Origin of the sequence: Sandaracinobacter neustonicus (genome assembly GCF_006385875.1) — a bacterium.
Lineage (GTDB): Bacteria > Pseudomonadota > Alphaproteobacteria > Sphingomonadales > Sphingomonadaceae > Sandaracinobacteroides > Sandaracinobacteroides neustonicus.
Window position 1 is genome coordinate 1 of sequence record NZ_VFSU01000030.1, and the last position, 21,235, is coordinate 21,235.

Sequence of the window (21,235 nt, forward strand, 5' to 3'; positions counted from 1 at the left end):
GCCTTGCACGGTGGTTTCGCTCATTTCGTCGGCGATCGTATGGCCACCGTCGCCAGCCAGACGATCGACACAGGTGCGGACCAAGAAATGCGTGCCGAGCGCCTGTGTTTCGCAGAAGAACTCGTAAATGTCGTTCTCTCGATCGCCAATGTGAACCAGTCGCTCCGGATCGCCTAGCAGGGTGGTCGATTGACGCATATTCTCGAGCCAGCGGTAGCTCTCCTTCTCCTCGATCGGCACGCGCGTGGGATTGATCCGCCGCTTCAACGCGTTGGCGCCCTTGAACTTGGTGCGGGTCCAGAATTTCGCCGCTGTCAGACCCAGTGGCAATCCCTCAGTCGTGATCGCAAGGCTGGAGTGCATGAGCAGGCCGCAGACCGTATGAAGCCGAAGCCGACCATTCTCATCACGCCGGCTCGGCGCAAGCCCGATGGCGCCAATCGTTTCAGGATTGCGCCTTTGATAGGAGAATTCGGTGGTGTCCTGTAAAACCAGGATGAACCCCTCAAGCGCCGCCGCGCGTGTCCGTGTCGCCTGAAAATGCCCGGCAAGTATGTCTCCCTCGTTCACCGAGCCATTAGACAAAAAACGGTAGGCCGCCTTTGTATTGGCCCAGTCTTGACACGCCATCGGTATCGGTGCGCCAATCGCTCCTGCCATCTGCTTAAGCATCGTTCGAAGCCGTTCGCCCAGTCGCTTATCACGAAAGGCGGCGGGATCGACTTCCCCGTCAGCCCATCCTGCCGCATCGAAAACGGACGTCTCCACGTTGCACCCCGCCAACCGATTCAGGTGCCAGGGAATGAATCATGCTTGATTCCAGACGGGCAATGCTCATGCGGCCAACGGAATCACGCTCGCGACCACTTGTGGGTAATTGAAAGGCAGCAATCCCCGCAGCATTTTCCGCAGCATTGGCTCTTGCAACCGCCGGGTGCAGCGGCAACCAGCCGCCACGCACCCCGCCCGCCATGGTTCCCGCCGGGGATCCGGTGAATTGTGTGCAGACCAGCCAGATTCGCTCCACGCAGGTGCAGGACGATCAAACGATCGACTTCACAATGCGCAACGGGCAGGTGTTCCGCAACACCTTGCCCAACCGCTGCCCCGGCCTCGGCTTCAGCCGCGCCTTCAGCTACAGCACCTCCACCTCGCAGCTGTGCAGTGTGGACATCATCACCGTCATCGAACAGGGCGGCGGTCCCCGCCGCGGCGCCTCCTGCGGCCTCGGTCAGTTCGTCCCGGCCAAACCGGCGGACGCGCCGAAATAGGGCAGCACCGCGCCTAAACTGCACCATTTTCAGACCAGAGAGGGAAAATGGTGCCCAGGGACGGGGACGAATAAATAAGCAAAAACAGACAGTTAGCCAAATCAAAGGGCTAAAACCGGCTGTTTTGCTCCTAGGGCGCGCTTCGCATTTGGCGAGCGTGTTTGCGCATGTATCGGCCGATTCGCGGACGCTCCTACCCCCGCATGGTAATACGGGGGTATTTTGGATTTGGGGGGGTCAGCATCATGACTCCTGACCAACTTGCTGAATGTCGTTTCGTCGGCTCTTCGGTGGACTGGCTAGACGTACGCGTTCGATCAGATTTTTTCGAAGCAAGGGATAAATTGCTGGACGCGCTCGGCGGCGAGGTAGCGCGCAGCAAGCTTGAGGCGTTCGATCCACCCAATCGAATGGGTTATGAGTTTGGTGTTAAAGTTACGTCAGCACCTGCTGTCGGCTCGCTGTCGTTGGTCGGCGGCCATAGAGCGGCGCGTGGTTGGTCCATGTTCTCAGGATCTCAACGTTGCGCAGATTGGCTTTGGCGATTTTTGCGAGTGGAGAGCACTGACGTGCTTGCGCAGGGTAGGCTGCATCAAGTGAATCGCGTGGATGCGGCTTTCGATTTCATGTACTCTGGACCGCCTGAGCTACTGTTTCGTCATGGTTTGTCGATGTGCGCGGAATATGATCTCGCCAACTATCGAGAAGGTCGCCCAGGGCGCGGTGAAACGCTCTACATGGGTTGGGAGAAGAAGCCGGCGTGCGAGCGGAAGCGTACGAACTCGGCACCTATTTACGCGGCACGCTTGTATCAGAAGGGGTACGAGCAAGGCGCAGGCATCGGCGCGATTGGAATCTCTCCGGATTGGTGGCGCTTTGAGGTGATGTTGCGGCCTGACAAGCCTGCATCAAAAGAACGCGCATTTATGCTTTCGGTAGATCAGATCGGGGACGGGACGCGTTGGACACGTGCATTTTTGAACAGTTTGGGGTATGAGTTTAGTGAGCGAAAACCGCATGCGATATCCAGTCCTGTGGAGGCTGTGGCGGTAGGCAAGAGGGCAGTGGCCGTGAAGAATCTGAGGTCTTTGAGTCATATGACAGACCAGTACGCAGCTGCGGCGCAATCGTTGGCTGAGCTTGTCGGCTGGGATCGGGTCGAAACTATCGTGATGGACGCGCTTCGTGAGACGCGTGAGGGCCGGAAGCCGGGGGACGGCCTTCGCCGGCTCGCGGATGACATCTGGACCGACGATCATGCGCCCGAATTCAGAGAGCTTCGTGACACGACGCACTGAGGTCTAAGAATGGTAACTAATGACCGCAGTGAAATTGCGCACCTTATTCGTGACTTAAGATCGGAAGCAGCATCTTATAATCGCCAATGGCACGTTTGGCTTGGGCTTGCTTCCGGTGGAGGTGCCGTCGCAATCCTGTCCTTTGCTGCCAATCTTCCTGATCCCGATTTTGCTTTGCGCCGGTTGCTGCCGACATTGGTCGCCTTTACGTCGGGGATTGTGTTTTCCGGCTTTGCTCTATTCGCTGCGTCGCGTCGCATATCATCATTAGAAGGGCACCATGCAGCAGCTTTCACGCGCGGCGAGCTGGATGACGCAATCAAGAAAATACCGATCATGATGTCTGCGCCGGCGAGCTTGGCCTATGAGCATAATGCGGCACGCAATCGGCTAACGAAGGAACGGGAACAGAGTCACCAGGAAGCGGAAGCGGAGTGGAAGTTCCATTTGAAATGGAAGGCAGCTAGCCGGCTTTTTATTGGCTTGGCGGTCGTTGGTTTTGTAGCAGGCTTGGTGTTGCCACTTGTTCATATTGGCACTGGCGGCAACTTCGCCCCGCCGCCAAGCGGCGAGGTAGCTACAGGCGACAGCCCTTCACCGCGCACTCCGACTAAAAAAGTGCAATAGTAACACTGCACTTTTGTCTCATTTTTGAGATTTTGAAAGTTTGCTCGGGCTGATGAGGCGGCTTTGGTCGAAGTAGGCCATCGTGGAACTATCAACGACGCCGACCTCGTGGAGCATGGCGGCCGTCTGGTGGATCGATTCAAAAACATCGTTTTTGTATCGTGGTTTTTGCTTCTTGCCGGTCATTTTCGTACATTATCTCGAGCAGTTGCCACATGGCAACTGGGTCCGATTTGGGACGAGTTGCCACATGGCAACTTTTTAGCTGGCGGCCTCTAACCCAAAGATTTCTTTTATCTCTTTTGCTCGTTGTGCGTGTATCACATTGTCAGCAATCTGCTGAATTTCGTCGTCCGTCCACGCTGCTGGATTGTTTTGTTGGATGATGAGATTCTGCATCGACTGGCAGAGAGCTTGAAGCGCTTCAACTTCGGGGCTGACGATGATGTTTGAATCGTTTGTGGCTGCGATCCAGAGGATTTGCTCGGCGGTTAGTTGGAAGGCAGGCGTCATAGCCAGCCTCGGATAGCCTGCGACGGCAGCTATCATGCACGTGCGCACATTCAGTCCAAGGCCTTCGAGAAGCTCAGAATAATCTCTGGTTAAATTATTCTTTTGCTCGCCGCTAAGCAGTTCATTTATTTGTGATTTCGACCAACCAATGCGACGACCGGCCGAAAGCTGGGTCAGATTTAAGTCACGAAATCTAGTGATGACGATTTGGTTGAGCGCATTGCGCGTGTCGTCCGACATCTCAATTTTCGAACTTTTCACGTTGAACTCCGAACCGGTGTTGAGCTTCTGAACATAGCACAGCAGTCTCTGCTAGCCAAAACAAAAGGCAAGTAGGAGCGCTGAAAAATGCAAATTGAAATAGAAATTGTTGATGAACCGATCACGCGTAGCGGTGTCAGCAAGAAAACTGGAAACGCGTATACGATCACAACGCAAAAAGCGTTTTTGCACAACCCATCTGAAAAGTATCCGACGAGCTTTGAATTCTTTCTTCGCACCGGCGAAGTCTTCAAACCCGGCCGTTATACGCTTTCGGCCGATGCATTTTACATCGACCGCGAAGGCAGGCTAGCCCTTGGTATTGAGCGCGGGCTTGTGCCTTTGACCTCGCCGACTGTGAAAGCTGGTTGAATTAAGCCAAATTTGCGGCGCAAACCTGCTAATTTCAATCGGTTAGAAGGAGAAATGTCATGGTAGCTGTTCCGGATGCACTCGTGACTGGTGCCCTCAACTTAGCTGCGATTCTGTTGTCTGCTCTTGGGCCGGTAATTTTAATATTGGCTGTGCACGTTGCTGTACTTCGCCCGATCAGAAAATATAACGAGGCATGTAGAGCGAGATATCAAAGAGACTTACATGCACTACAAAGGGTGTGGGAAGGTGTAGATTATGGCCGCAATTCTTGATGTGCTGATTCTATCAGTCCTCAGTTTTGTACTTTGCGTTGGATGCTGGATTATCTGGCAGTTCAAGCGGCCCATCTAACCAACAAGTTGCCGGCCTGTGGCAAGCGGGCGGGGGCAGGGTCGGACTTGTACCCCGCCCGTAAAATCAGGTGAGATTTCATGATCGTCGTTACGTGTGTTCCGGTCGTTGATTCACCGCCTAATGCGGTTTGTCCTGTCGGACACGTTTCAACCTTGGTCGAGCTCGCAGAGCCCAGCCCGGCCATGGCTCCCAGCGAGTTTTTTGGTGTCGTGGCGGTTGTTGTCTTCCTTCACTTCCTGATGCTCGTTTTTGGAAAAGGGCTCTCGATTGTCGAAAGGGGATATAGATAATGGAACCAACGACTTATGAAGTGTTGATTGCTGCCCTCGGCGATGAGGTCGGCGCGTTCATGAGCGAATTCGTGCTACCGGGGACCGTCGTGCTCCTGGGCTTGATGGCGGCCTCCACCGCCATCCGATACATCCGTGGCATGTTCCGAAGTGCAACCTAAGTGACGGTTTTTACCGCCATTTTATGCGGTTGCACGCTTTCCATAGTCTTCGCCCTCGGGTTGAAAGGCTGAAAAGATGACGTCTCCGAACTCTCGGGCGGCTTCGGCCGCCTCTTTTTTGACCCGCCGTCAGCTGTTGAGAGGAACCGCCTGCGCCGTTGTTCTGGTCGGTGCGCTGTCTTCTTTTCCGGCCAGAGCGGCAGGTCCAGTTTATAAGCTCGAGCGGGTAGCTTCGGACATTGTTATCCCGAGCGCGGCCGGGGGCGATGGCCTTACCACGGCACAAAAAAATGCGATGTCGCGGGCTTTCCGTAAGACGCTGATCCTCGCGAAGAACGAGGCCAAAACTTTGCCGGTGGCAAACGGCATGCTGACTAAAGTCGGCCGATTTTTTGGTCGTTATTCGTGGGTTAGCATGGTTCCGCTGATCGTCAGCGCCGGGATCGAGATCGGCAATATCCTATTGGCGGATGGGTCAATTGTGAATATCGGGTTCGGTGGCACTACGCGCTCTGGCAATTCGCCATCGTCATGCACCGCCCTACCTGCTCCGCCGAGCAATATTACTGATTTACCACAGGGTCTTTCGACCCACAAAAACCACGCAACCACTTGCACTGGCAGCGTTATATGGGTCAGATTTCAGTATAGCGGCTCCAACTATAGCGCGCCTTCCGGTTGGACGCGCCGGCGTGCCGCTTCTTTGGGTGGCGGTCTGCTGGACGTTATCATCAGCAAGAATTTTGCACCCGGTGATCCATATGAAATCCCGCCGCTGCCGCCTGGCGCGATCGCCGATGTACTGAACGGCGGCGAAGAGATTCCGGCGTCTGAGCTCGACAAGCTCGTTGATGCTGCGGTCAAAACGGCTCTTGTTCAGCTGCATGATTTTGACTTGCTCGCCGATCCGGCCATCGTTGATCCCGGCACTGATCTGCGCACGGCAGTTCCGACGCTGCCGGATGCATCGACAGATGGTCTTACTTCTCCGACCTTGAAAGCTTCGTCGTTACCCAGCTGGCCGACAGACGCGGCAACCGCGCCGGGCGTGAAGATGCCTGTGCAGGACGAGCCTGATTTCGGCTCGGGCGAACCGGAAGAGCCGGTTGATCCGCCTGAGCCACCCGAAGGCGCGCCATGGTGGCCGTCGATCCTGGGCACTGTGCCAGCTGCGCCCGGCCTTCCGGCCGAGGGTGCGATGCCGGATTGGCAAGCTCCGTCTTTCACTCAGCCCAGTCCGCACGCTGGCGAATGTCCAATTTTTACCGGATCAATAAAAGGTGAAGAATTCACCTTTGATCACTTCTGCAATTTCGCGGAGACTTTGCAAGAATATATTCGTCCGGTTCTGCGCTTTAGCTATGCGCTGGGTGCTGCACTTATGTTGTGGCGAGCATAGAATATGGCCGGTACTCTTGTGGCTCTGCTGACGTGGTTCGCGGCGCACTTTCGAACGATCATACTTTCGATATTCATTTCGAAACTGATCATGATTGCAACGTATGTTACATTGGTTACATTATCACTGCCGTGGGTTGTGAATAAGCTTGGTATTGATACGATTTATGGCCGTTTGACTGTGTTCACGGTCCCGGACTTGCTAAATGGTCTAATGTCCGACATCACAAATCCGCATATTGCTTGGGCTATCAACTATTTTGAGCTTCATTATTTGGTTGGCTGGGTTGGTCAGGCTGCGATGGTTGTTTTCTTCTTCCGCTTCTACCTTAGCTTGCTCAGGGCTGCGGCATGATCGTCACGCTTTATGTTGGCCTTCAAGGCTCCGGCAAATCGCTCGAGCTCGTGCGCTCTGTCATTCTGCCTGCGCTGGCCCAAGGTCGCAGGGTTGTCACCAACCTGCCCATGAACATTGAAGCGGTGAAATCTCACTTCGGCGAGCAGCAAGTTGGTGAGCTCGTCCAGGTGCTGGATGAACAGCTTTGCGATGACGCGAGCTACCCAACATCGGCAAGGCCGGGCACAATCATTCGCGGCGGTGATGTCGTCGTCATCGACGAAGCACACAACATCTATCCGCCATCCACTCGCCCCAAGAGCGGCGAAAACTGGCCCGCTCGCTTCGATTTCATCGCGATGGCTCGCCACTACACCGACGAGCAGGGTCGGACTTGCAACATCGCGCTCGCCACTCAAAGCGCTGCATCTCTTGCGAAGTTTGTTCGGGATCGCATCGGCGAAACCTTCGTCTGTCGCAATCTCGGTTCCCTGAGCCTCGGCAAGCGCTATCGCGTCACGAATTTCCCGGGCTGCCTTATTAACAGGTCTAACAGAGGGCCTAGCCGCGTCGTCAAGCACGATCCTTCTATTTTTCCGCTGTACCAGTCGAGTTCGGCCGCAAATTTCACGGTTGGTCGGCTTGATTCTCGCGGCCTGATCTTCCGCGGTTCGTTCCTGTTTTCGATTTTGGCTGCACTCGGCTCCATCATCGGCGGCTTTTTCTGGGCGAAAACATACTTTTTTCCGGCGTGCGACCCGCCTGAGGTCGTTTATATTGAGAACCGCAAAAGCAAGGCCTTCAAAAATGGCAAGGAAATTCAGGTCATCACGACTCGCGATAACGCTGGCCGTTACATCTTCACTGCCCGCCGTTGTTCATGGTCAGTCCAGCCCTATGCAGGAGGTGGTCTGGTCAAACATCGGCACAAGTCAAGCAGCAGCTGAACTTGGTGCGAGGATGGGTTTCAAGGTCGAAGACTGTAAGAAAACGCCAGATGCAAAGCTCTCTGGGTTTTACGGCTTGGGTGAGCCGTCGCATTCGGCCGCTGCGATCCGTGCGGCTGGGGGCGATGCGGTGTGGCGCGACAATGTTCTCAAGGTCCGCTGCAATTCAGCTGGTCAAGCGACAAGCGACAAGGGCGCTGTCCAGGCGGTGAGCTCTGTTGCTGAATTGCCAAAGGACTTCGACCCGAAAATGGCGAGCTATTATCAGGGCAAGGTTCCGCCTGAGGATCGCGCTGCCGGTGCCGCAACAGATCTAGCGCCGGCTGCCGATGATAATAAAATCAGCGTGTATCGCTCCAAGAATCTGGAAACGTCGCGCCTTGTCCAGCTGGTTTCAAAACTGCCGGGGTTGTCCGCTATGGCGGCGGTTGATCATCCATCTGAAATCGTCGTTTTCGGCCCTGCCAAATGGCACAGCGAAGCTCTGAAGATGCTTTCGCAGGTGGATCGCTGCCCGCCATCTGTCGAGTTGCTGGCCATTGTGGCCGCCCGCGCCAATAGCGACCTCGCCAAGCGCGCGTTTGGCCTCAGACTTACCGGTTCCACCCTTTTTGGCGGGTCGCTGCCCACGGGCGGATTTACGCTCGATTTGGGGCCGGTTCAGGCTGCGGTCGATGCACTGAAGCAAAAGGATGATGCGCTGACGCTGTTTTCGGCGCGAGGCTGGGCTTTTGAGGGTCAGCAGGTCGAAATCATGGACGGCAGCGATGTACCAGTCAGAACGGGCACCGTGACAAGCGACGGTGTGGTCACCGATTCTATCGAGTATCGGAAGATCGGCCATCAGCTGAGCGTCAAGATATTCGGTGTGTCGGAAGGTTCGATCACTGCTGACGTGACGCTCGAGCTTTCCGGTTTGGGAGCAACTTCGGACCTTGGACCGTCTTTCAACACACGTCGGACTGTTTCGAGGATCCGTGTGCAATCTGGCGAACCTGTCATCGTCAACTTGGTCGGCCTCGATCAATCGGAAAACAGGCGCAGCGCGGGTCTGTTTTCGGTTGGTCGGTCGCGATCTGCCAGCGAGGCGGGTGGTCATTTGATCCTGACCCTTTGGGAAAGGGCGTGCGCGCCGCGCGCGGTAGCTGCGAGCGAGAGCTCGCAGCGAGCACGGTAGCGCGCGTGGCGCGTCGGCCATCATTCAGGGCGGTTGAACTGCGGCGCTCGCTCGATGTAGCTCGTTCTGCGGGCCTTGAGGTTGTCGAGGCCGTCATTGCCACTGACGGCTCAATTCGCTTAGCTTTCCGGTCTTCTTCTTCCGCGGCTGGGGCCATTAACGAATGGGACGAGGTTCTAAGAAAATGACCCGCTCGGCGAACAGCCGCCGCTATCCGAAGTGGGTTTCGGCCTATGTCGATAACCGGGGCCAACTGCGCCTGCGCTTCCGAAGGACGGGCTCGAAAACGTACCACTTTCATTCAAAATTTGGCACGGGTGCCTTTGAAGCTGAGTATCGCACCTGCCTTGAAGAACTGCCGCTTGTGGCACCATCTTCATGGCCTTCTGGCACGATAGGCGAGCTGTTTCAGCAGTATCAGCAGTCAACGCGCTTTTTGCAGCTGGGGCACAGCACAAGGCGCAAATACGGTAGAATTCTAGCCGAATTTTCGGATGCGCACGGCCTTAAGCGTGCGAAACTTGTTACCGCGCTGCACATGGATTCGATCATTGGGGAGAAGGTGGATCGTCCTGGAGCAGCTGCTGAACTGCGAAAAGTTTTGACGGCTGTTTGGGTCTGGGGCGCGAAGCATAAAGGCTTGAACGTTGGTGTCATGCGCGAGACTGACACGGTTAAGCAGCGCAGGGGTGGTTTCTACACATGGAAGCCCGCCGATATCCGAAATTTCAGGGACTATTGGCCGCTTGGTTCGCAACCTCGCCTGATGCTTGAACTTGCGCTGCATAGCGGTCTTAGGCGTAGCGATCTGCATGACCTCGGCTGGCATCATGTCGGCGAAGATGGTTGGTTGGATTTTGACATGCAGAAGGTTGGTCGAGCGCACAGCGTGCCGATTCATCCGGATTTGGCAGCTGCCCTTGCGTTGGTTGATCGGAGTCAGCGCTATTTCATCGAATCGTCCAGAGGCACGCACTACACGGCTGAAGCTTACTCAAACGCGTTTCGGAAGGCTCGTAAGGCTGCCGGGCTTGAACGTGGCAGCTTGCATGGCCTCCGAAAAAAATTGGCTGTGGCGCTTGTCGAAGCGAAGGCGACCGACACTGAGGGCATGGCAATTTTGGGCCATGTGAGCGCAAAGACTTTTGGGCTCTACACTGCCGAAGCTGATCGGCAGAAGCTGGCGGCTCACGCCATGGACAAGCTTGAAATTGGCGAGCACTTGAGTGATGCTAGCCAAACGGCTCGCTCAAACCGTTGGAAACAAGGGGAAAAAGAGTGGAAAATGGTGCCCAGGGACGGGATCGAACCGCCGACACTGCGATTTTCAATCGCATGCTCTACCAACTGAGCTACCTAGGCACGGGAGGCGCGCTATAGGCGGAACTTCGGGTGGCGGTCAACCGGGTTCGTCGTCTTCTCCGATCGGGCGGCCCGGCACCACATAATGTTCGTCCAGCCAGGCGATCAGGTCGCGGTTGCGGCAGCCTTCCGAGCAGAAGGGGGCGTGCTTCGGATTCGCCGGTTTCCGGCAGACGGGGCAGCGGGGTTCCGGGCGCGGGTCGGGGCGCGGTTCAGGCTTGGGCATCGGCGGCTCCGGCTGTCAGCGAAACAGGGCGGTGGGTGCGGCGGGCGAGTTCCTCCAGCAGCTGCGGGCGGGCTTCCAGCCAGCGGATCACCGGGGGCGCAGGGCGCAGTGCCAGCGGGCCCGTGGCGGGATCGGTCAACGCGGTTTCCAGCAAGGCGATGGCCTCTGTGCCAGCGCGGTCCAGCTGGGCGCGTTCCAGAATCGAGGGGCCGGGGCGCGGACGGACGATTTGCATCAGCCCGAATCCGTTAATCGCCGTGCGTTCGAACGGCAGCTTGCCCATCGCCTGATCGAAAGCGTCCGCCGCGCGACTGCGCTGCTCGCGGTCTGTGGTGGGCAGGTCCACCACGATGCTGCCGCCAAGGCCCCACAGGCGGATCGCGCGCGCCAGTGTGGTGAGCGCGGGTGTCGCCATCGCCAGCCCATGGCCATCCACATCCACCGCGAGAAAGGCCGGGGTGGGCACGAGCACCAGATTCCCCGATTCGAATGGCAGCCGCCCCAGTTGTGCGGCTTCGAACGCATCATCCCATTGCGAGGAGACGTCGGCGGGCCAGCCGGGCTTCAGCACATGGCCGCGCGCGTGCAGCTGCGATTCCAGCCCCGGCGCGGGCCAAGGGTCCAGATTGGTGGGCCGGGCCTTGGCCAGCCTGTCCCGCCCGCGCTCGCGCCAGGCCGCGCGGGTGACTTCCAGCGTGACGGTCGCGCCCTCGGTGGCCCCGGCGGGCCACGGCTCCACCAGTAGCTCCTCGCCGCCCGCCAGCGCGATTCCGCGCGCACCCAGCCTGCGTGTGAGCTGCCCGGCAAGCCGCGCGCCTGCCGCCAGCCCGTCGCCGTCGCGGGCGATGTGCATTTCCACCAGCCGGAAATTCTCGATCACGGCGGCGCGGGTTTCGCCGAGGCCGTGGCGGATATGGAAGTCAGACATGCAACCCGGCCGTCCTCAGCATCGCTCGCGCATCCGCCAGCGGCAGCCCCATGATGCCGGAGAAACTGCCCTCCATCCATTGCACATGCGCTTCGAAGCGGCCCTGAATGGCGTAGCCGCCCGCCTTGCCGGCCCATTCGCCGCTGGCGATATAGGTTTCCACATCCGCGTCCGTCAGCCGCGCCACCCGCACCGTGGAGCGGCTGAGCCGATGCCGCGCCACGCCCAGAGTATCCACCACCGTCACCGCCGTCAGCACCCGGTGCCGCCGTCCGGACAACAGCGCGAGGCACTGGCGCGCGGTCGCTTCATCTTCCGCCTTGGGCAAGATCCTGAGGCCCGCCGCCACCAGCGTGTCGGCTGCCAGCACCACCGCGCCGGGGTGGCGCGCGGCGACAACGGCGGCCTTTTCCGCGGCCAGCCGCGCCACATGCGGTTCGGGCCGCTCGGCCTTGCGCGGGGTTTCGTCGATATCGGCCGGGTCCACGGCATCCGGCGTGAGGCCGATTCGCGCCAGAAGCTCCTGCCGCCGGGGCGAGGCGGAGGCGAGGATGAAGCGTGGGTGTTGGTGCGTCATAGCCATGAAACGATCCGCCCATGCGGGTGGGCGCGCGCCAGCAGCCGGTCTTCGCCGCCGGGCCACAGCGTCAGCCGCAGCGTGGGCGGTTCGCCCGCGCCGGGGTTCTCCTGCTCCAGCCGCAGCCACGCCAGCGGCGCGTCCCGCGTCGCCTGTGCGCCCATGCGGTGCATGTGGCTGATGATTCTCGCCTTGGTGGTTTCGGGGAAATATTGCATCGCGATGGAGTGGAATACCGTGGTGACGACGCCGTCGCAGGGCTTCACATGCGCTTCCACGAACTCCGCCGCGTCTCCGGTCACGATCTCGGGCATATCCTCTGCTGCGATCACCATCGCCTGCGCCATGCGTTCCAGCCGCTCGGTCTGGTCCGCCCAGACATAGGCCAGCATCCGCGCGCGCTGCTCGGGGCTTGAGAGGTCCGGCGGGTTGAGATCCACCCCCAGCCGGGAGAAGATGCTGATCGGGGCGTCGGGCGGATTCGGGCCGATCCACTCCGGCTCCAGCAGCAGCAGGCTGTCCGGGTCTCCGGCGTCCAGCGTTCCCAGCCGATAGGCATAGCGATCCGGCAGCAGGTTCAGGCCGCCGGAGCAGCCCAGTTCGAACAGGGCCAGCGGCAGGCCGGTTTCGGCTGCGATCACAAGGAAGCCGGGCATCAGCGTGCCCGACCGCGCCACTTCGTTGGTCTGCGGCGGCAGCTCCAGCCATGGGGCGATCTGCGGCAAGGTCAGCTCCGGCTCCAGCGCGGCCCACAGCCTGTCTGCATCGGGAATCGGGGCTGGCGGATAGACGGCGGCCAGCCCCGGGGCCTTGCCGCTGCGCACGCGGCCGTGCAGCGCGCCCGTCACCCTGAGGATCAGCGCGTCGTCATGGATGTTGCCGGGCCATTGATCCAGCCGCCGCGCCAGCGCAGAGCCGCTGGGCAGGCGGTCTGCGATGATGTCGCAAATGGCGGCGGTGAAGGGGGAGCCAAGCGCCCGGCACCAGCCTGCCTGCCAGCGGGCCTGTGCGCGGAACGGGCTGTCCGGCATCCGGCTTCGCTACTTGAAGCGGTAGGTGATGCGGCCCTTGGTCAGGTCATAAGGCGTCAGTTCGACGAGCACTTCATCCCCGGTCAGCACACGAATCCGGTTCTTGCGCATCTTGCCGGCCGTATGGCCCAGGATTTCATGGTCGTTCTCAAGCCGCACCCGGAACATCGCGTTGGGGAGCAGTTCGACAACCGTGCCCCGCATTTCGAGAAGTTCTTCTTTTGCCATGGGCGGATTGGCAGGCCTTATACTGGGGATGCACACCATCGGCGCGCGAATCCGGGTGAGATTTCGGCGCGCCATGCCTCAACGGGGCTTCAGATTCAAGTCCGACAAGCTTTTGTCGGATTTGTGCAATGCCCCGGCGCGCGCCTTCGCTAAACCCGCGGCAACAGGGTCGGACCTGTTTCAAAGCTGCTTGGGAGAATCGCGGGTGCTGCGCGCGGTGGTTGTGGGCTTCATTCTGGGCTTTGCCCTGATCGGCGTGATGCGCCTGTCAGCGGCGGGGAATTCCGGGCCGCAGCTCACCTCCACCTCGGGCCTCCGCTCCGGCGCGGCGATCGACCGGGTGATGGTGCCCGATTGCCCGCCGAAGCGGGCGAAGCCGCGCCGCCTGATCCTGATCTGAGGGCTTCTCGCCCCCAGCTCAACCCAGCCCGAAGATATCCGCCATCCGGTAACGCCCCGGCTTGCGCCCGGCCCCGGCCAGCCAGCGCGCGCCCTTCACTGCGCCTTTCGCGAAAATGTCCCGGCCCTCGGCCAGATGCGCCAGCTCGATCCGCTCGCCTTCGCCCGCCAGCAGCACGCGATGATCGCCCGCCGCGGAACCGCCCCTTAGCGAGGCGAAACCGATTCCGCCCGGGCGGCGCGCGCCGGGCGTGTCCTCGTGCGGGGGCAGCCGCAGCGTTTCCAGCGGCGCGCCCCGGCCGCGCGCGGCGGCCTCGCCCAGAAACAGCGCCGTGCCGGATGGCGCATCCACCTTGTGCCGGTGGTGCAGTTCGGAAATCTCGATATCCCAGTCCGTGCCCAGCGCTCGCGCCGCCTGTTCCACCAGCGCCGCCAGCACGGTGACCCCCAGCGAGGTGTTGGCGGTCTGCAGCACGGCGATGCTGCGCGCGGCTTCGTCGATGGCGGCGTGGTGGCGCGCCTCCAGCCCGGTGGTGCCGATCAGGATGGCGGCCTTGCCGTCCAGTGCGGCGCGCAGATGTTCGTCCAGCGCTTCGGGCGTGGTGAAATCGATCAGCACATCGGCCTTGTGCGCCACCGGCGCGGCATTGGCGCAGATGATCTGCCCGTCGCCGATCACGCTGCCGCACATCGGGTGGCCGGGCCGCTCCACGCCGCCCGCCAGCCAGCTGTCGGGCGTGGCCTGCACTTCCGAAATGATGGCCTGGCCCATGCGTCCGCCCGCGCCCAGCACACCGATCCTGATCATCTCGCCTCTCCTTGGATGCCCGCACAGGTGCGGCAAGCGGGCTGTCTTGGCAAGCGGATGCTTGCCGCATCCTTTCCGCCATGCTCAAAGTGCGCGCATGAAAAAACTCGTCGGCTTCGTCGCCCTTTTCGCCATCGCCAGCCCGCTGCTTGCGGCGCAGGAACGCTATTCCGTGCTGTTCAGCGGGCGCACCGTCGGCACCCTGATCGCAGACGAGGCGAACGGCAGCACCAGCATCGTCTATGATTACAAGAACAACGGCCGCGGCCCCACCATCAACGAGAGCGTGACGGTGGATGCGGCGGGCCTGCCCACCAGCTGGCGTGTCACCGGCAGCACCACCTTCGGCAGCAAAGTCGACGAAAGCTTCACCCTCTCCAACGGCACCGCCAGCTGGACAGACGCGACAGGCCCCGGCACCGCGACGGTTTCCACGCCCACCCTCTATGTCGCGCAAGGGGCCAGCCCCTTCGCACTCGGCCTCTATGCCCGCGCGCTTAGCAACGCGGGCGGCAAGCTTCCGGCGCTCCCCGGCGGTGAACTGAAGCTGGAACAGCTGGCCCCCGTTGCACTGAAATCCGCCTCCGGCACGGTCTCCGCCACGGCCTACACGCTTTCGGGCATCGATCTCGACCGGCAGACCATCTTCCTCGATTCGAACAAGCGGCTGGTGGCCTATGCCACCCCCGAATTCGTCATGCTGCAACAGGGACTGGAGGGCGAGGAAGCCCGGCTGCGCGCCATGGTGGCCGAATGGGACACCAAGCGCCTGACCGACACGGTGCACAGTCTTGCGAAGCAGCCGGCGGGCAATTTGCGCATCACCAATGTGCGCATCTTCGATCCCGCGAAGCTGGCGCTCTCCGCCCCGGCCTCTGTTTTGGTGAAGGGCAATCGCATTGCCGCCATCGACGGCCCCGGCGTGACGAAGCGCGGCGAAACCGTTGTGGATGGCGCGGGCGGCACCATCCTTGCGGGCTTCAACGAAATGCACGCCCACCTCGGCCAGTCAGACGCTCTGCTGAACCTGATGGCGGGCATCACCACCGCGCGGGACATGGGCAATGACGATCCCGTGCTGGACAAGCTGGTGCAGCGCATCGAATCCGGCGAACTGGCAGGCCCGCGCGTCGTCCGCTCGGCCTTCATCGAAGGCAAGAGCAAGACCAACGCGCAGGCGACCGTGGTGGTGGATAATGAGGCGGACGCCGTGCAGGCGGTGCGCAACGCCGCGAAAGACGGCGTGTTCCAGATCAAAATCTACACCAGCATCAACCCGGCCTGGGTGCCCGCCATGGTGAAGGAAGCGCATGCGGCGGGCCTGAACGTGGCCGGCCATGTGCCCGCCTTCACCACCACCGATGACATGATCCTCGCCGGCTATGACGAGATCACCCATTCCAACCAGCTCATGCTGAACTGGGTGCTGCAACCCGGCGACGACACCCGCACCCTGCTGCGCATCACCGCGCTGAAGCGCTTCGCCGATTATGATCTGAACAGCCCCGCCGCGCAGAAGACCATCAACCTGATGATCTCGAAGCATATCGCGCACGATCCCACCCTCATCATCATGGAAACCGCCACGCGCGGCCGCAAAGGTCAGTTGCCGCCGGGCGCGGTGGACTGGGCCTCGCACATGCCCATCGGCATCCAGCGCGACCTGAAGCAGCCGATGCTGGACATCTCCACCCCGGAAGATGACCGCGCCTATTCGAAGGCGTTCGACACCACGCTGGCGGTGATGAAGAAACTGAACGACGGCGGCGTGCTGATCGTGCCCGGCACGGACATGGGCGGCAGCTTCTGGTATCACCGCGAACTGGAACTCTACACCAACTTCATGAGCAACGCTGAGGTGCTGAAGCGCGCCACGCTGGATTCGTCCGCCCACCTGAAGCGCGGCGCGGATTATGGCGAGGTGAAACCCGGCAAGATGGCCGATTTCATGCTGCTGCCGGGCGATCCGGTGAAAGACATCAAGGCGATCAAGGCGATCTCCATGGTGGTGAAGAATGGCACCGTTTATTTCCCCGAACAGGCCTATGAAGCGCTGGGCATCAAGCCCTTCGCGGCAGCGCCTTCCGTGGGTGGTGCGGGTTTCAAACCGGCCAGCTGATGGCCAGCAACATCGTCATCCTCACCGGCGCGGGCGTCTCCGCCGAATCCGGCGTTCCCACCTTCCGCGGGCCAGACGGCCTGTGGGAAGGCCACCGCGTGGAGGACGTCGCAACGCCGCAGGCATTCCGGCGCGATCCCGTGCTGGTGCAGCGCTTCTACGATGCACGCCGCGCCGCCCTGTCCTCCGTGCAGCCCAACGCCGCGCACAAGGCGCTGGCCCGGCTGGACGCCGAATGGCCCGGCGAACTGCTGCTCGTCACCCAGAATGTCGACGATCTGCACGACCGCGCCGGATCGAAACGCCTGCTGCACATGCACGGCGAACTGAACAGCGCATGGTGCACCGCCTGCGACAGGCGAACCCCCTGCACCGGCCCGCTGCTGGAGAACCCCGCCTGCCCGGCGTGCACCCTCTCCGGCCACCTGCGGCCAGACATCGTCTGGTTCGGCGAAATGCCCTACCATATGGAGGCCATCGAAGACGCGCTGCTGGGCTGCGACCTGTTTATCTCCATCGGCACATCCGGCAACGTCTATCCAGCCGCAGGCTTCATAGACCTCGCCCGCCACGCCGGTGCCCGCTGCCTCGAACTCAACCTCGACCCCTCCATGACAAGCAACCGCTTCCACGAAAGCCGACTCGGCCCGGCCGGTACATTGGTGCCCGCACTGGTGGACGAATTGCTGGGTTGAGCGGGGGAGGGGTTGCCGCAGGACGAAAGGCCAAGGGCTCTGCCCTTGGAACCCGGCAGGGAAATGATTTCCCTGCACCCTCGAAATTGGCGTTGTGCCTAACCTCCAGCGCCGTGCGGGCGATCCGCTTTGATTGCCTGCGGCGCAACGAAAGCCCTCTCCCCCTGCAAGGGGGAGAGATGGAGAGGGGGTTTCACCGCCGGGCCTGATCCACTGACATCACAACACGCGCAACGAAATGCGCCGCAGGCAATAAACCTCCAACCTCGCGCCCAGCGGTCAGCCCCCACCCCAACCCCTCCCCTAAAGGAGGAGGGGCTAAAAACGTCGGGGGTGCAGGGGCGTCACGCCCCTGCCGGGTGGCGGGCAGAGCCCGCCCCGCCGGAGGCCTCCAACGCCCCCGCCAAACCTACTCAGCCGCCGCCCGCCCGCTCTCCGCCAGAAAGGCGAACAGCCGCGCGGGGTCGGCGGGTTTGGCGAACAGCCGGATGGAGAGCCGCCGCAGTCGCCAGTCCAGCCCGGTTGCGGCGGAGGCTGTCACCATGGCGATGGGCATGGCGGGGTCCCGACGTCTCAATTGTCGGGCAAGTGTCAACCCGTCCGGCCCGTCGCCCAGCTGGTAATCGAGGATGGCGGCGGCGGGGCGGTGGCTGCGCGCCAGCGCCATGGCCTCCAGCGCGGTGGCGGCCAGCAGCGGTTCGTGGCCATGGGCGGACAGTGCCGCGCCCAGCGCTTCCAGCACGGCCGGGTCGTCGTCCACGCACAGCACGCGCAGGCCGACGGCGGCGGCGCGGGCGGGTGGCGGTGCGGCGCGGCGCTCGGCGGGTGCCGTTGCTGATACCGGGATATCCACCGCGAACACCGATCCCCGGCCCGGCGCGGAGCGGAGATGGACGGGCGTGTTCAGCAGCCGCGCGGTGCGCTCCACGATGGCCAGCCCCAGCCCCACACCCGGCGCGCCGCCGTCCAGCCGCTCGAACTCGCGGAAGATGCGGGCTTGCGCATCGGCGGCGATGCCCGGCCCGCTGTCTGCCACGGCGAAGCGGATTATCCCGCCGCGCCGCCGCGCGGTGAAAGCGATGCTGCCGGATGCGGTATAGCGCACTGCGTTGGACAGGAAGTTCAGCAGGATGGAGCGCAGCAATTCGCGGTCTGTTTCCACCATGGCGTCCACGCTGCGCGCCAGCAGGCGCAGGCCTTTTTCGGCGGCCAGCGCTTCGAATTCCAGCCCCAGCTCCTCCACCAGTTCGCGCGCGGAAAAGGGCGCGGGGCGCGGCTTGATCCCGCCCGCGTCCAGCTTGGACACGTCCAGCAGCGCCCGCAGCAATCCATCGGCAGAGGCGATGGATTGCGACACCGAATCCAGCAGTGGCCGCGCCGGGTCCGGCGTCTGTCGCTCCAAAGCTGAGAGGAACAGCCGCGCGGCGTGCAGCGGTTGCAGCAGATCGTGGCTGGCCGCGGCGAGGAACCGCGTCTTTTCCCGCGTCGCCGTTTCGGCAGCGGCCTTGGCCTCTGCCAGCGCGGAATTGGCGGCGGCCAGATCGGCGGTGCGTTCGGCGACGCGCGCTTCAAGTTCCTCCTGCTGCGCCTTCTCGGCGGTGATATCGGTGAAGCTCATCACATAGCCGCCGCCCGGCATGGCCGCGCCCACCGTCTTGATCCAGCGGCCAGTAGGGCGCAGACGCTCGAAGCTGTGCGGCAGCCCGCGCGCGAGGTGGTAAAGTCGCCGCTCCACATGCGCATCGGCCTCGCCCGGCCCCCATTCGCCGCTCAGCGCGTTGTAACGGATCAGGTCCGCCACCGGGCGGCCCACTTCCACCAGCCCGGCCGGGTAATCGAACAGGTCCAGATAGCGCTGGTTCCACGCCACCAGCCGCAGCCGCCGGTCCACCACGGAAACGCCCGGGTCGATCGCCTGCAACGTCGCCTCCAGCATCTGCCGGGAGAATTGCAGGGACTGGCCGGAACGATCCAGCAGCTTCACCACCTCGCCCACGCCAAGGCCGGACCCGGCCATGGTGGAGGTAACGATCAGCCGGGCCGAGGGCGCGCCGATCACGTCGGCGATCATCTGTTCGGCGCGGCGCGCGGCCGGGCCGCTGATTGAGCTGTCCGGCCCGCCGAAGGGGGCCAGCGCGATCTCCGCCTCCCGGTCCCCGGCGAAGCGCCCGGCCAGCGCCGTAAGTTCGCCCAGCGTCGTCACATGGCCAAAGCTGGAATCGCGATTGCCGGGGCCGCTGCGCGCCCGGCCAAAACGCGCAAAGGCGAACAGCGCCACGCAGTTCGCGCCAAGGCTCCACAAGGTGCCGTGCACCAGCGCCGACCCCAGATCCAGCCCGAACAGCCGCTGCGGATTCAGCAGCCCGGCCGACGCGCCATCCAGAACGCCCACCAGCCCCGGCCCGCCAAACGAGGGCAGGAACAGGGTATAGGCCCACAGCGCCAGCCCGGCGATCAGCCCGGCGCGCGCGGCCTGCTTGTTCTCGAACCGGAACGACACCGCGCCGATCAGCGCGGGCGCGAACTGCGCCACCCCGGCAAAGGCGATCAGGCCGATCGCGGCGAGCGAGGCCGCATCGTCGATCGCCTCGGCATAGGCCCATGCCGCCAGCAGGATCGCCACGATGATCACCCGCCGCGCCCGCAGCATCAACCGCCCCAGATCGGTGCCTTCGCGCAGCCGGGCGCGGATCAGCAGCGGGGCCAGCAGATCGTTCGCGGCCATGGTGGAAAGCGCCAGCGTTTCCGCGATCACCATCCCGGTCGCCGCCGAAAAGCCGCCCAGAAACGCGAGCAAGGCCAGCCCCCGCGCCCCTTCAGACAGCGGCAGCGCCAGCACGAACAGATCGGGCCGCGTGCCGGGCGGCAACAGCGCCAGCCCCGCCGCCGCCAGCGGCAGCACCATCAGCGAAATCAGAGCCAGATAGGCCACGAAAGGCCAGCGCGCCCGGCGCAGCGCCGCCGCGTCCGGGGCCTCCACGAAGCCCAAATAGAATTGCCGCGGCAGGCACAGGATAGCCAGCGCGCCCAGCAAGGTCTGGATCAGAAAGTCCGGGCCGAAGCTGCCGCTCATCCGCGAAGCCAGCGCCGTCGCCCCCGCCACGGATGAAATCTGCGGGCTGCGCCACAGCAGCCATGCCGCGAACAGCCCCAGCGCCACGAAGGCGATCAGCTTCACAAGGCTTTCCGCCGCAACCGCTGCGACGATGCCGGGGTTGCGCCCCGTCACCTCCACCCGCCGCGCACCGAAGCTGATGGAGAAGGTGGCCAGCAGCGCCGCGATCAGGAACGACAGCTCCGGCGAGCGGCCCAGCCCTGAAACCGCCTCGAAACTCATCGAAACAGAGCGCAATTGCAGCGCGATATAGGGCGTCGCCGCCAGCAGCGCGAGCGCCGCCACCAGCGCCGCCAGACTGCGGCTGCGCCCGTAACGCTGGCCCAGAAAATCGGAAATGGAGGACGCCCGCCCCTCCGCCGTGCGCGCCGCCAGCCGGGACAGGAACCCCGGTGCCAGCAAAAACAGCAGCGCCGGCCCCAGATAGATGGACAGATACGGCAGCCCCACGCTGGCCGCCGAACCCACGCCGCCGAAAAAGGTCCAGCTGGTGCAATAAACCGCAAGGCTCAGCGGAAACACCCACGGCTGCAACCGATGCGGAATCCCCCGACGCTCCGTCCGGGCGGCAAGCCAGAACAACCCCGCGCCATACAGGATGACGAAAAGCGCCGGCAGCATGGTCAAGCCGTCATGCACCCGTTCACTCGCAAACCCACCCTCCCGAAACGCACCACCCGGCACTCCGGGCGGCGACAAAGCGCGGAAACGCGGGGGAGGTCAAGTTTTGGGGTGGGG

General features: G+C 62.2%; 22 protein-coding genes, 1 tRNA gene and 1 pseudogene. 13 read left to right on the plus strand and 11 right to left on the minus strand.

Annotated elements, in window-relative coordinates; translation table 11 throughout:
* A partial coding sequence (locus tag FJQ54_RS13030; RefSeq protein ID WP_207790428.1) for an IS4/Tn5 family transposase DNA-binding protein occupies positions 1–768 on the minus strand: 768 nt, incomplete at its 3' end.
* A 122-nt stretch (positions 769–890) separates the two neighbouring features.
* Between FJQ54_RS13030 and FJQ54_RS13035 the strand changes: the two genes are divergently transcribed.
* The 3 genes from FJQ54_RS13035 (at position 891) to FJQ54_RS13045 (ending at position 3,196) form a co-directional block, all read left to right on the plus strand.
* Entirely contained in the window at positions 891–1,271 is a 381-nt protein-coding gene (locus FJQ54_RS13035; RefSeq protein WP_268920587.1) for a DUF6491 family protein, read from the plus strand.
* 245 nt (positions 1,272–1,516) lie between these two features.
* Positions 1,517–2,569: a replication initiation factor domain-containing protein gene (locus tag FJQ54_RS13040; protein WP_140928863.1), complete on the plus strand. Its 1,053-nt coding sequence runs from the start codon at positions 1,517–1,519 to the stop codon at positions 2,567–2,569.
* 9 nt (positions 2,570–2,578) lie between these two features.
* Positions 2,579–3,196, plus strand: coding sequence for a hypothetical protein (locus tag FJQ54_RS13045; RefSeq protein ID WP_140928864.1), 618 nt, complete (start codon positions 2,579–2,581; stop codon positions 3,194–3,196).
* A gap of 18 nt (positions 3,197–3,214) precedes the next feature.
* Here the strand turns inward: FJQ54_RS13045 and FJQ54_RS17540 are convergent, their stop codons facing one another.
* Both FJQ54_RS17540 and FJQ54_RS13050 read right to left on the minus strand, forming a co-directional pair.
* On the minus strand, positions 3,215–3,382 hold the full coding sequence (locus tag FJQ54_RS17540; RefSeq protein WP_181160157.1) for a hypothetical protein: 168 nt from the start codon (positions 3,380–3,382) through the stop codon (positions 3,215–3,217).
* A 75-nt stretch (positions 3,383–3,457) separates the two neighbouring features.
* Positions 3,458–3,970, minus strand: coding sequence for a hypothetical protein (locus FJQ54_RS13050; RefSeq protein ID WP_140928865.1), 513 nt, complete (start codon positions 3,968–3,970; stop codon positions 3,458–3,460).
* 87 nt (positions 3,971–4,057) lie between these two features.
* Between FJQ54_RS13050 and FJQ54_RS13055 the strand changes: the two genes are divergently transcribed.
* The 7 genes and pseudogenes from FJQ54_RS13055 to FJQ54_RS18130 form a co-directional block, all read left to right on the plus strand.
* Positions 4,058–4,342 carry a single-stranded DNA-binding protein gene (locus FJQ54_RS13055; protein ID WP_140928866.1) on the plus strand — a complete coding sequence of 95 codons (285 nt, stop codon included), beginning with the start codon at positions 4,058–4,060 and terminating at the stop codon, positions 4,340–4,342.
* A gap of 646 nt (positions 4,343–4,988) precedes the next feature.
* Positions 4,989–5,150 (plus strand): hypothetical protein, encoded by a 162-nt coding sequence (locus FJQ54_RS17545; RefSeq protein WP_181160158.1) that lies wholly within the window; start codon positions 4,989–4,991, stop codon positions 5,148–5,150.
* 76 nt (positions 5,151–5,226) lie between these two features.
* Entirely contained in the window at positions 5,227–6,549 is a 1,323-nt protein-coding gene (locus tag FJQ54_RS13060; protein ID WP_140928867.1) for a hypothetical protein, read from the plus strand.
* A 3-nt stretch (positions 6,550–6,552) separates the two neighbouring features.
* Positions 6,553–6,903, plus strand: coding sequence for a hypothetical protein (locus tag FJQ54_RS13065; RefSeq protein WP_140928868.1), 351 nt, complete (start codon positions 6,553–6,555; stop codon positions 6,901–6,903).
* The gene (locus FJQ54_RS13070; RefSeq protein WP_140928869.1) at positions 6,900–7,832 is read left to right on the plus strand and encodes a zonular occludens toxin domain-containing protein; all 933 of its coding nucleotides are present in this window, start codon (positions 6,900–6,902) and stop codon (positions 7,830–7,832) included. The genes FJQ54_RS13065 and FJQ54_RS13070 overlap by 4 nt, the downstream gene beginning before the upstream one ends.
* Positions 7,783–9,009 carry a hypothetical protein gene (locus FJQ54_RS13075; protein WP_181160159.1) on the plus strand — a complete coding sequence of 409 codons (1,227 nt, stop codon included), beginning with the start codon at positions 7,783–7,785 and terminating at the stop codon, positions 9,007–9,009. The genes FJQ54_RS13070 and FJQ54_RS13075 overlap by 50 nt, the downstream gene beginning before the upstream one ends.
* Positions 9,010–9,775: 766 nt before the next feature.
* Positions 9,776–10,120: pseudogene (locus FJQ54_RS18130) on the plus strand (tyrosine-type recombinase/integrase); the annotation flags it as partial.
* Positions 10,121–10,295: 175 nt separating this feature from the next.
* Here the strand turns inward: FJQ54_RS18130 and FJQ54_RS13085 are convergent.
* The 6 genes from FJQ54_RS13085 to infA form a co-directional block, all read right to left on the minus strand.
* A tRNA-Phe gene (locus FJQ54_RS13085) sits at positions 10,296–10,371 on the minus strand.
* A 37-nt stretch (positions 10,372–10,408) separates the two neighbouring features.
* Positions 10,409–10,597 carry a DNA gyrase inhibitor YacG gene (gene yacG, locus FJQ54_RS13090; protein WP_140928871.1) on the minus strand — a complete coding sequence of 63 codons (189 nt, stop codon included), beginning with the start codon at positions 10,595–10,597 and terminating at the stop codon, positions 10,409–10,411.
* Positions 10,584–11,525 carry an Rne/Rng family ribonuclease gene (locus FJQ54_RS13095; RefSeq protein WP_140928872.1) on the minus strand — a complete coding sequence of 314 codons (942 nt, stop codon included), beginning with the start codon at positions 11,523–11,525 and terminating at the stop codon, positions 10,584–10,586. The genes yacG and FJQ54_RS13095 overlap by 14 nt, the downstream gene beginning before the upstream one ends.
* Entirely contained in the window at positions 11,518–12,108 is a 591-nt protein-coding gene (locus tag FJQ54_RS13100; protein ID WP_235890453.1) for a Maf family protein, read from the minus strand. The genes FJQ54_RS13095 and FJQ54_RS13100 overlap by 8 nt, the downstream gene beginning before the upstream one ends.
* Entirely contained in the window at positions 12,099–13,133 is a 1,035-nt protein-coding gene (locus tag FJQ54_RS13105; RefSeq protein WP_140928873.1) for a DUF2332 domain-containing protein, read from the minus strand. Before FJQ54_RS13105 ends, FJQ54_RS13100 begins: the two co-directional genes overlap by 10 nt.
* Positions 13,134–13,142: 9 nt before the next feature.
* Positions 13,143–13,361: a translation initiation factor IF-1 gene (infA, locus tag FJQ54_RS13110; RefSeq protein ID WP_140929026.1), complete on the minus strand. Its 219-nt coding sequence runs from the start codon at positions 13,359–13,361 to the stop codon at positions 13,143–13,145.
* 190 nt (positions 13,362–13,551) lie between these two features.
* Here infA and FJQ54_RS13115 point away from each other — a divergent pair, with 190 nt between their 5' ends.
* The gene (locus FJQ54_RS13115; protein WP_207790429.1) at positions 13,552–13,761 is read left to right on the plus strand and encodes a hypothetical protein; all 210 of its coding nucleotides are present in this window, start codon (positions 13,552–13,554) and stop codon (positions 13,759–13,761) included.
* Positions 13,762–13,779: 18 nt separating this feature from the next.
* On the opposite strand, the gene dapB is transcribed toward FJQ54_RS13115, so the two are convergent.
* A complete protein-coding gene (dapB, locus tag FJQ54_RS13120) occupies positions 13,780–14,568 on the minus strand; it encodes a 4-hydroxy-tetrahydrodipicolinate reductase (RefSeq protein ID WP_140928875.1) in 789 nt (262 codons plus the stop codon).
* Positions 14,569–14,665: 97 nt separating this feature from the next.
* Here dapB and FJQ54_RS13125 point away from each other — a divergent pair, with 97 nt between their 5' ends.
* Complete coding sequence (locus tag FJQ54_RS13125) at positions 14,666–16,687, plus strand: amidohydrolase family protein (protein ID WP_140928876.1); 2,022 nt, start codon at positions 14,666–14,668, stop codon at positions 16,685–16,687.
* Positions 16,687–17,382 (plus strand): NAD-dependent deacylase, encoded by a 696-nt coding sequence (locus FJQ54_RS13130; RefSeq protein ID WP_140928877.1) that lies wholly within the window; start codon positions 16,687–16,689, stop codon positions 17,380–17,382. Before FJQ54_RS13125 ends, FJQ54_RS13130 begins: the two co-directional genes overlap by 1 nt.
* Positions 17,383–17,791: 409 nt before the next feature.
* Here the strand turns inward: FJQ54_RS13130 and FJQ54_RS13135 are convergent, their stop codons facing one another.
* The gene (locus tag FJQ54_RS13135; protein ID WP_140928878.1) at positions 17,792–21,118 is read right to left on the minus strand and encodes a hybrid sensor histidine kinase/response regulator; all 3,327 of its coding nucleotides are present in this window, start codon (positions 21,116–21,118) and stop codon (positions 17,792–17,794) included.
* Positions 21,119–21,235: the final 117 nt, after the last annotated feature.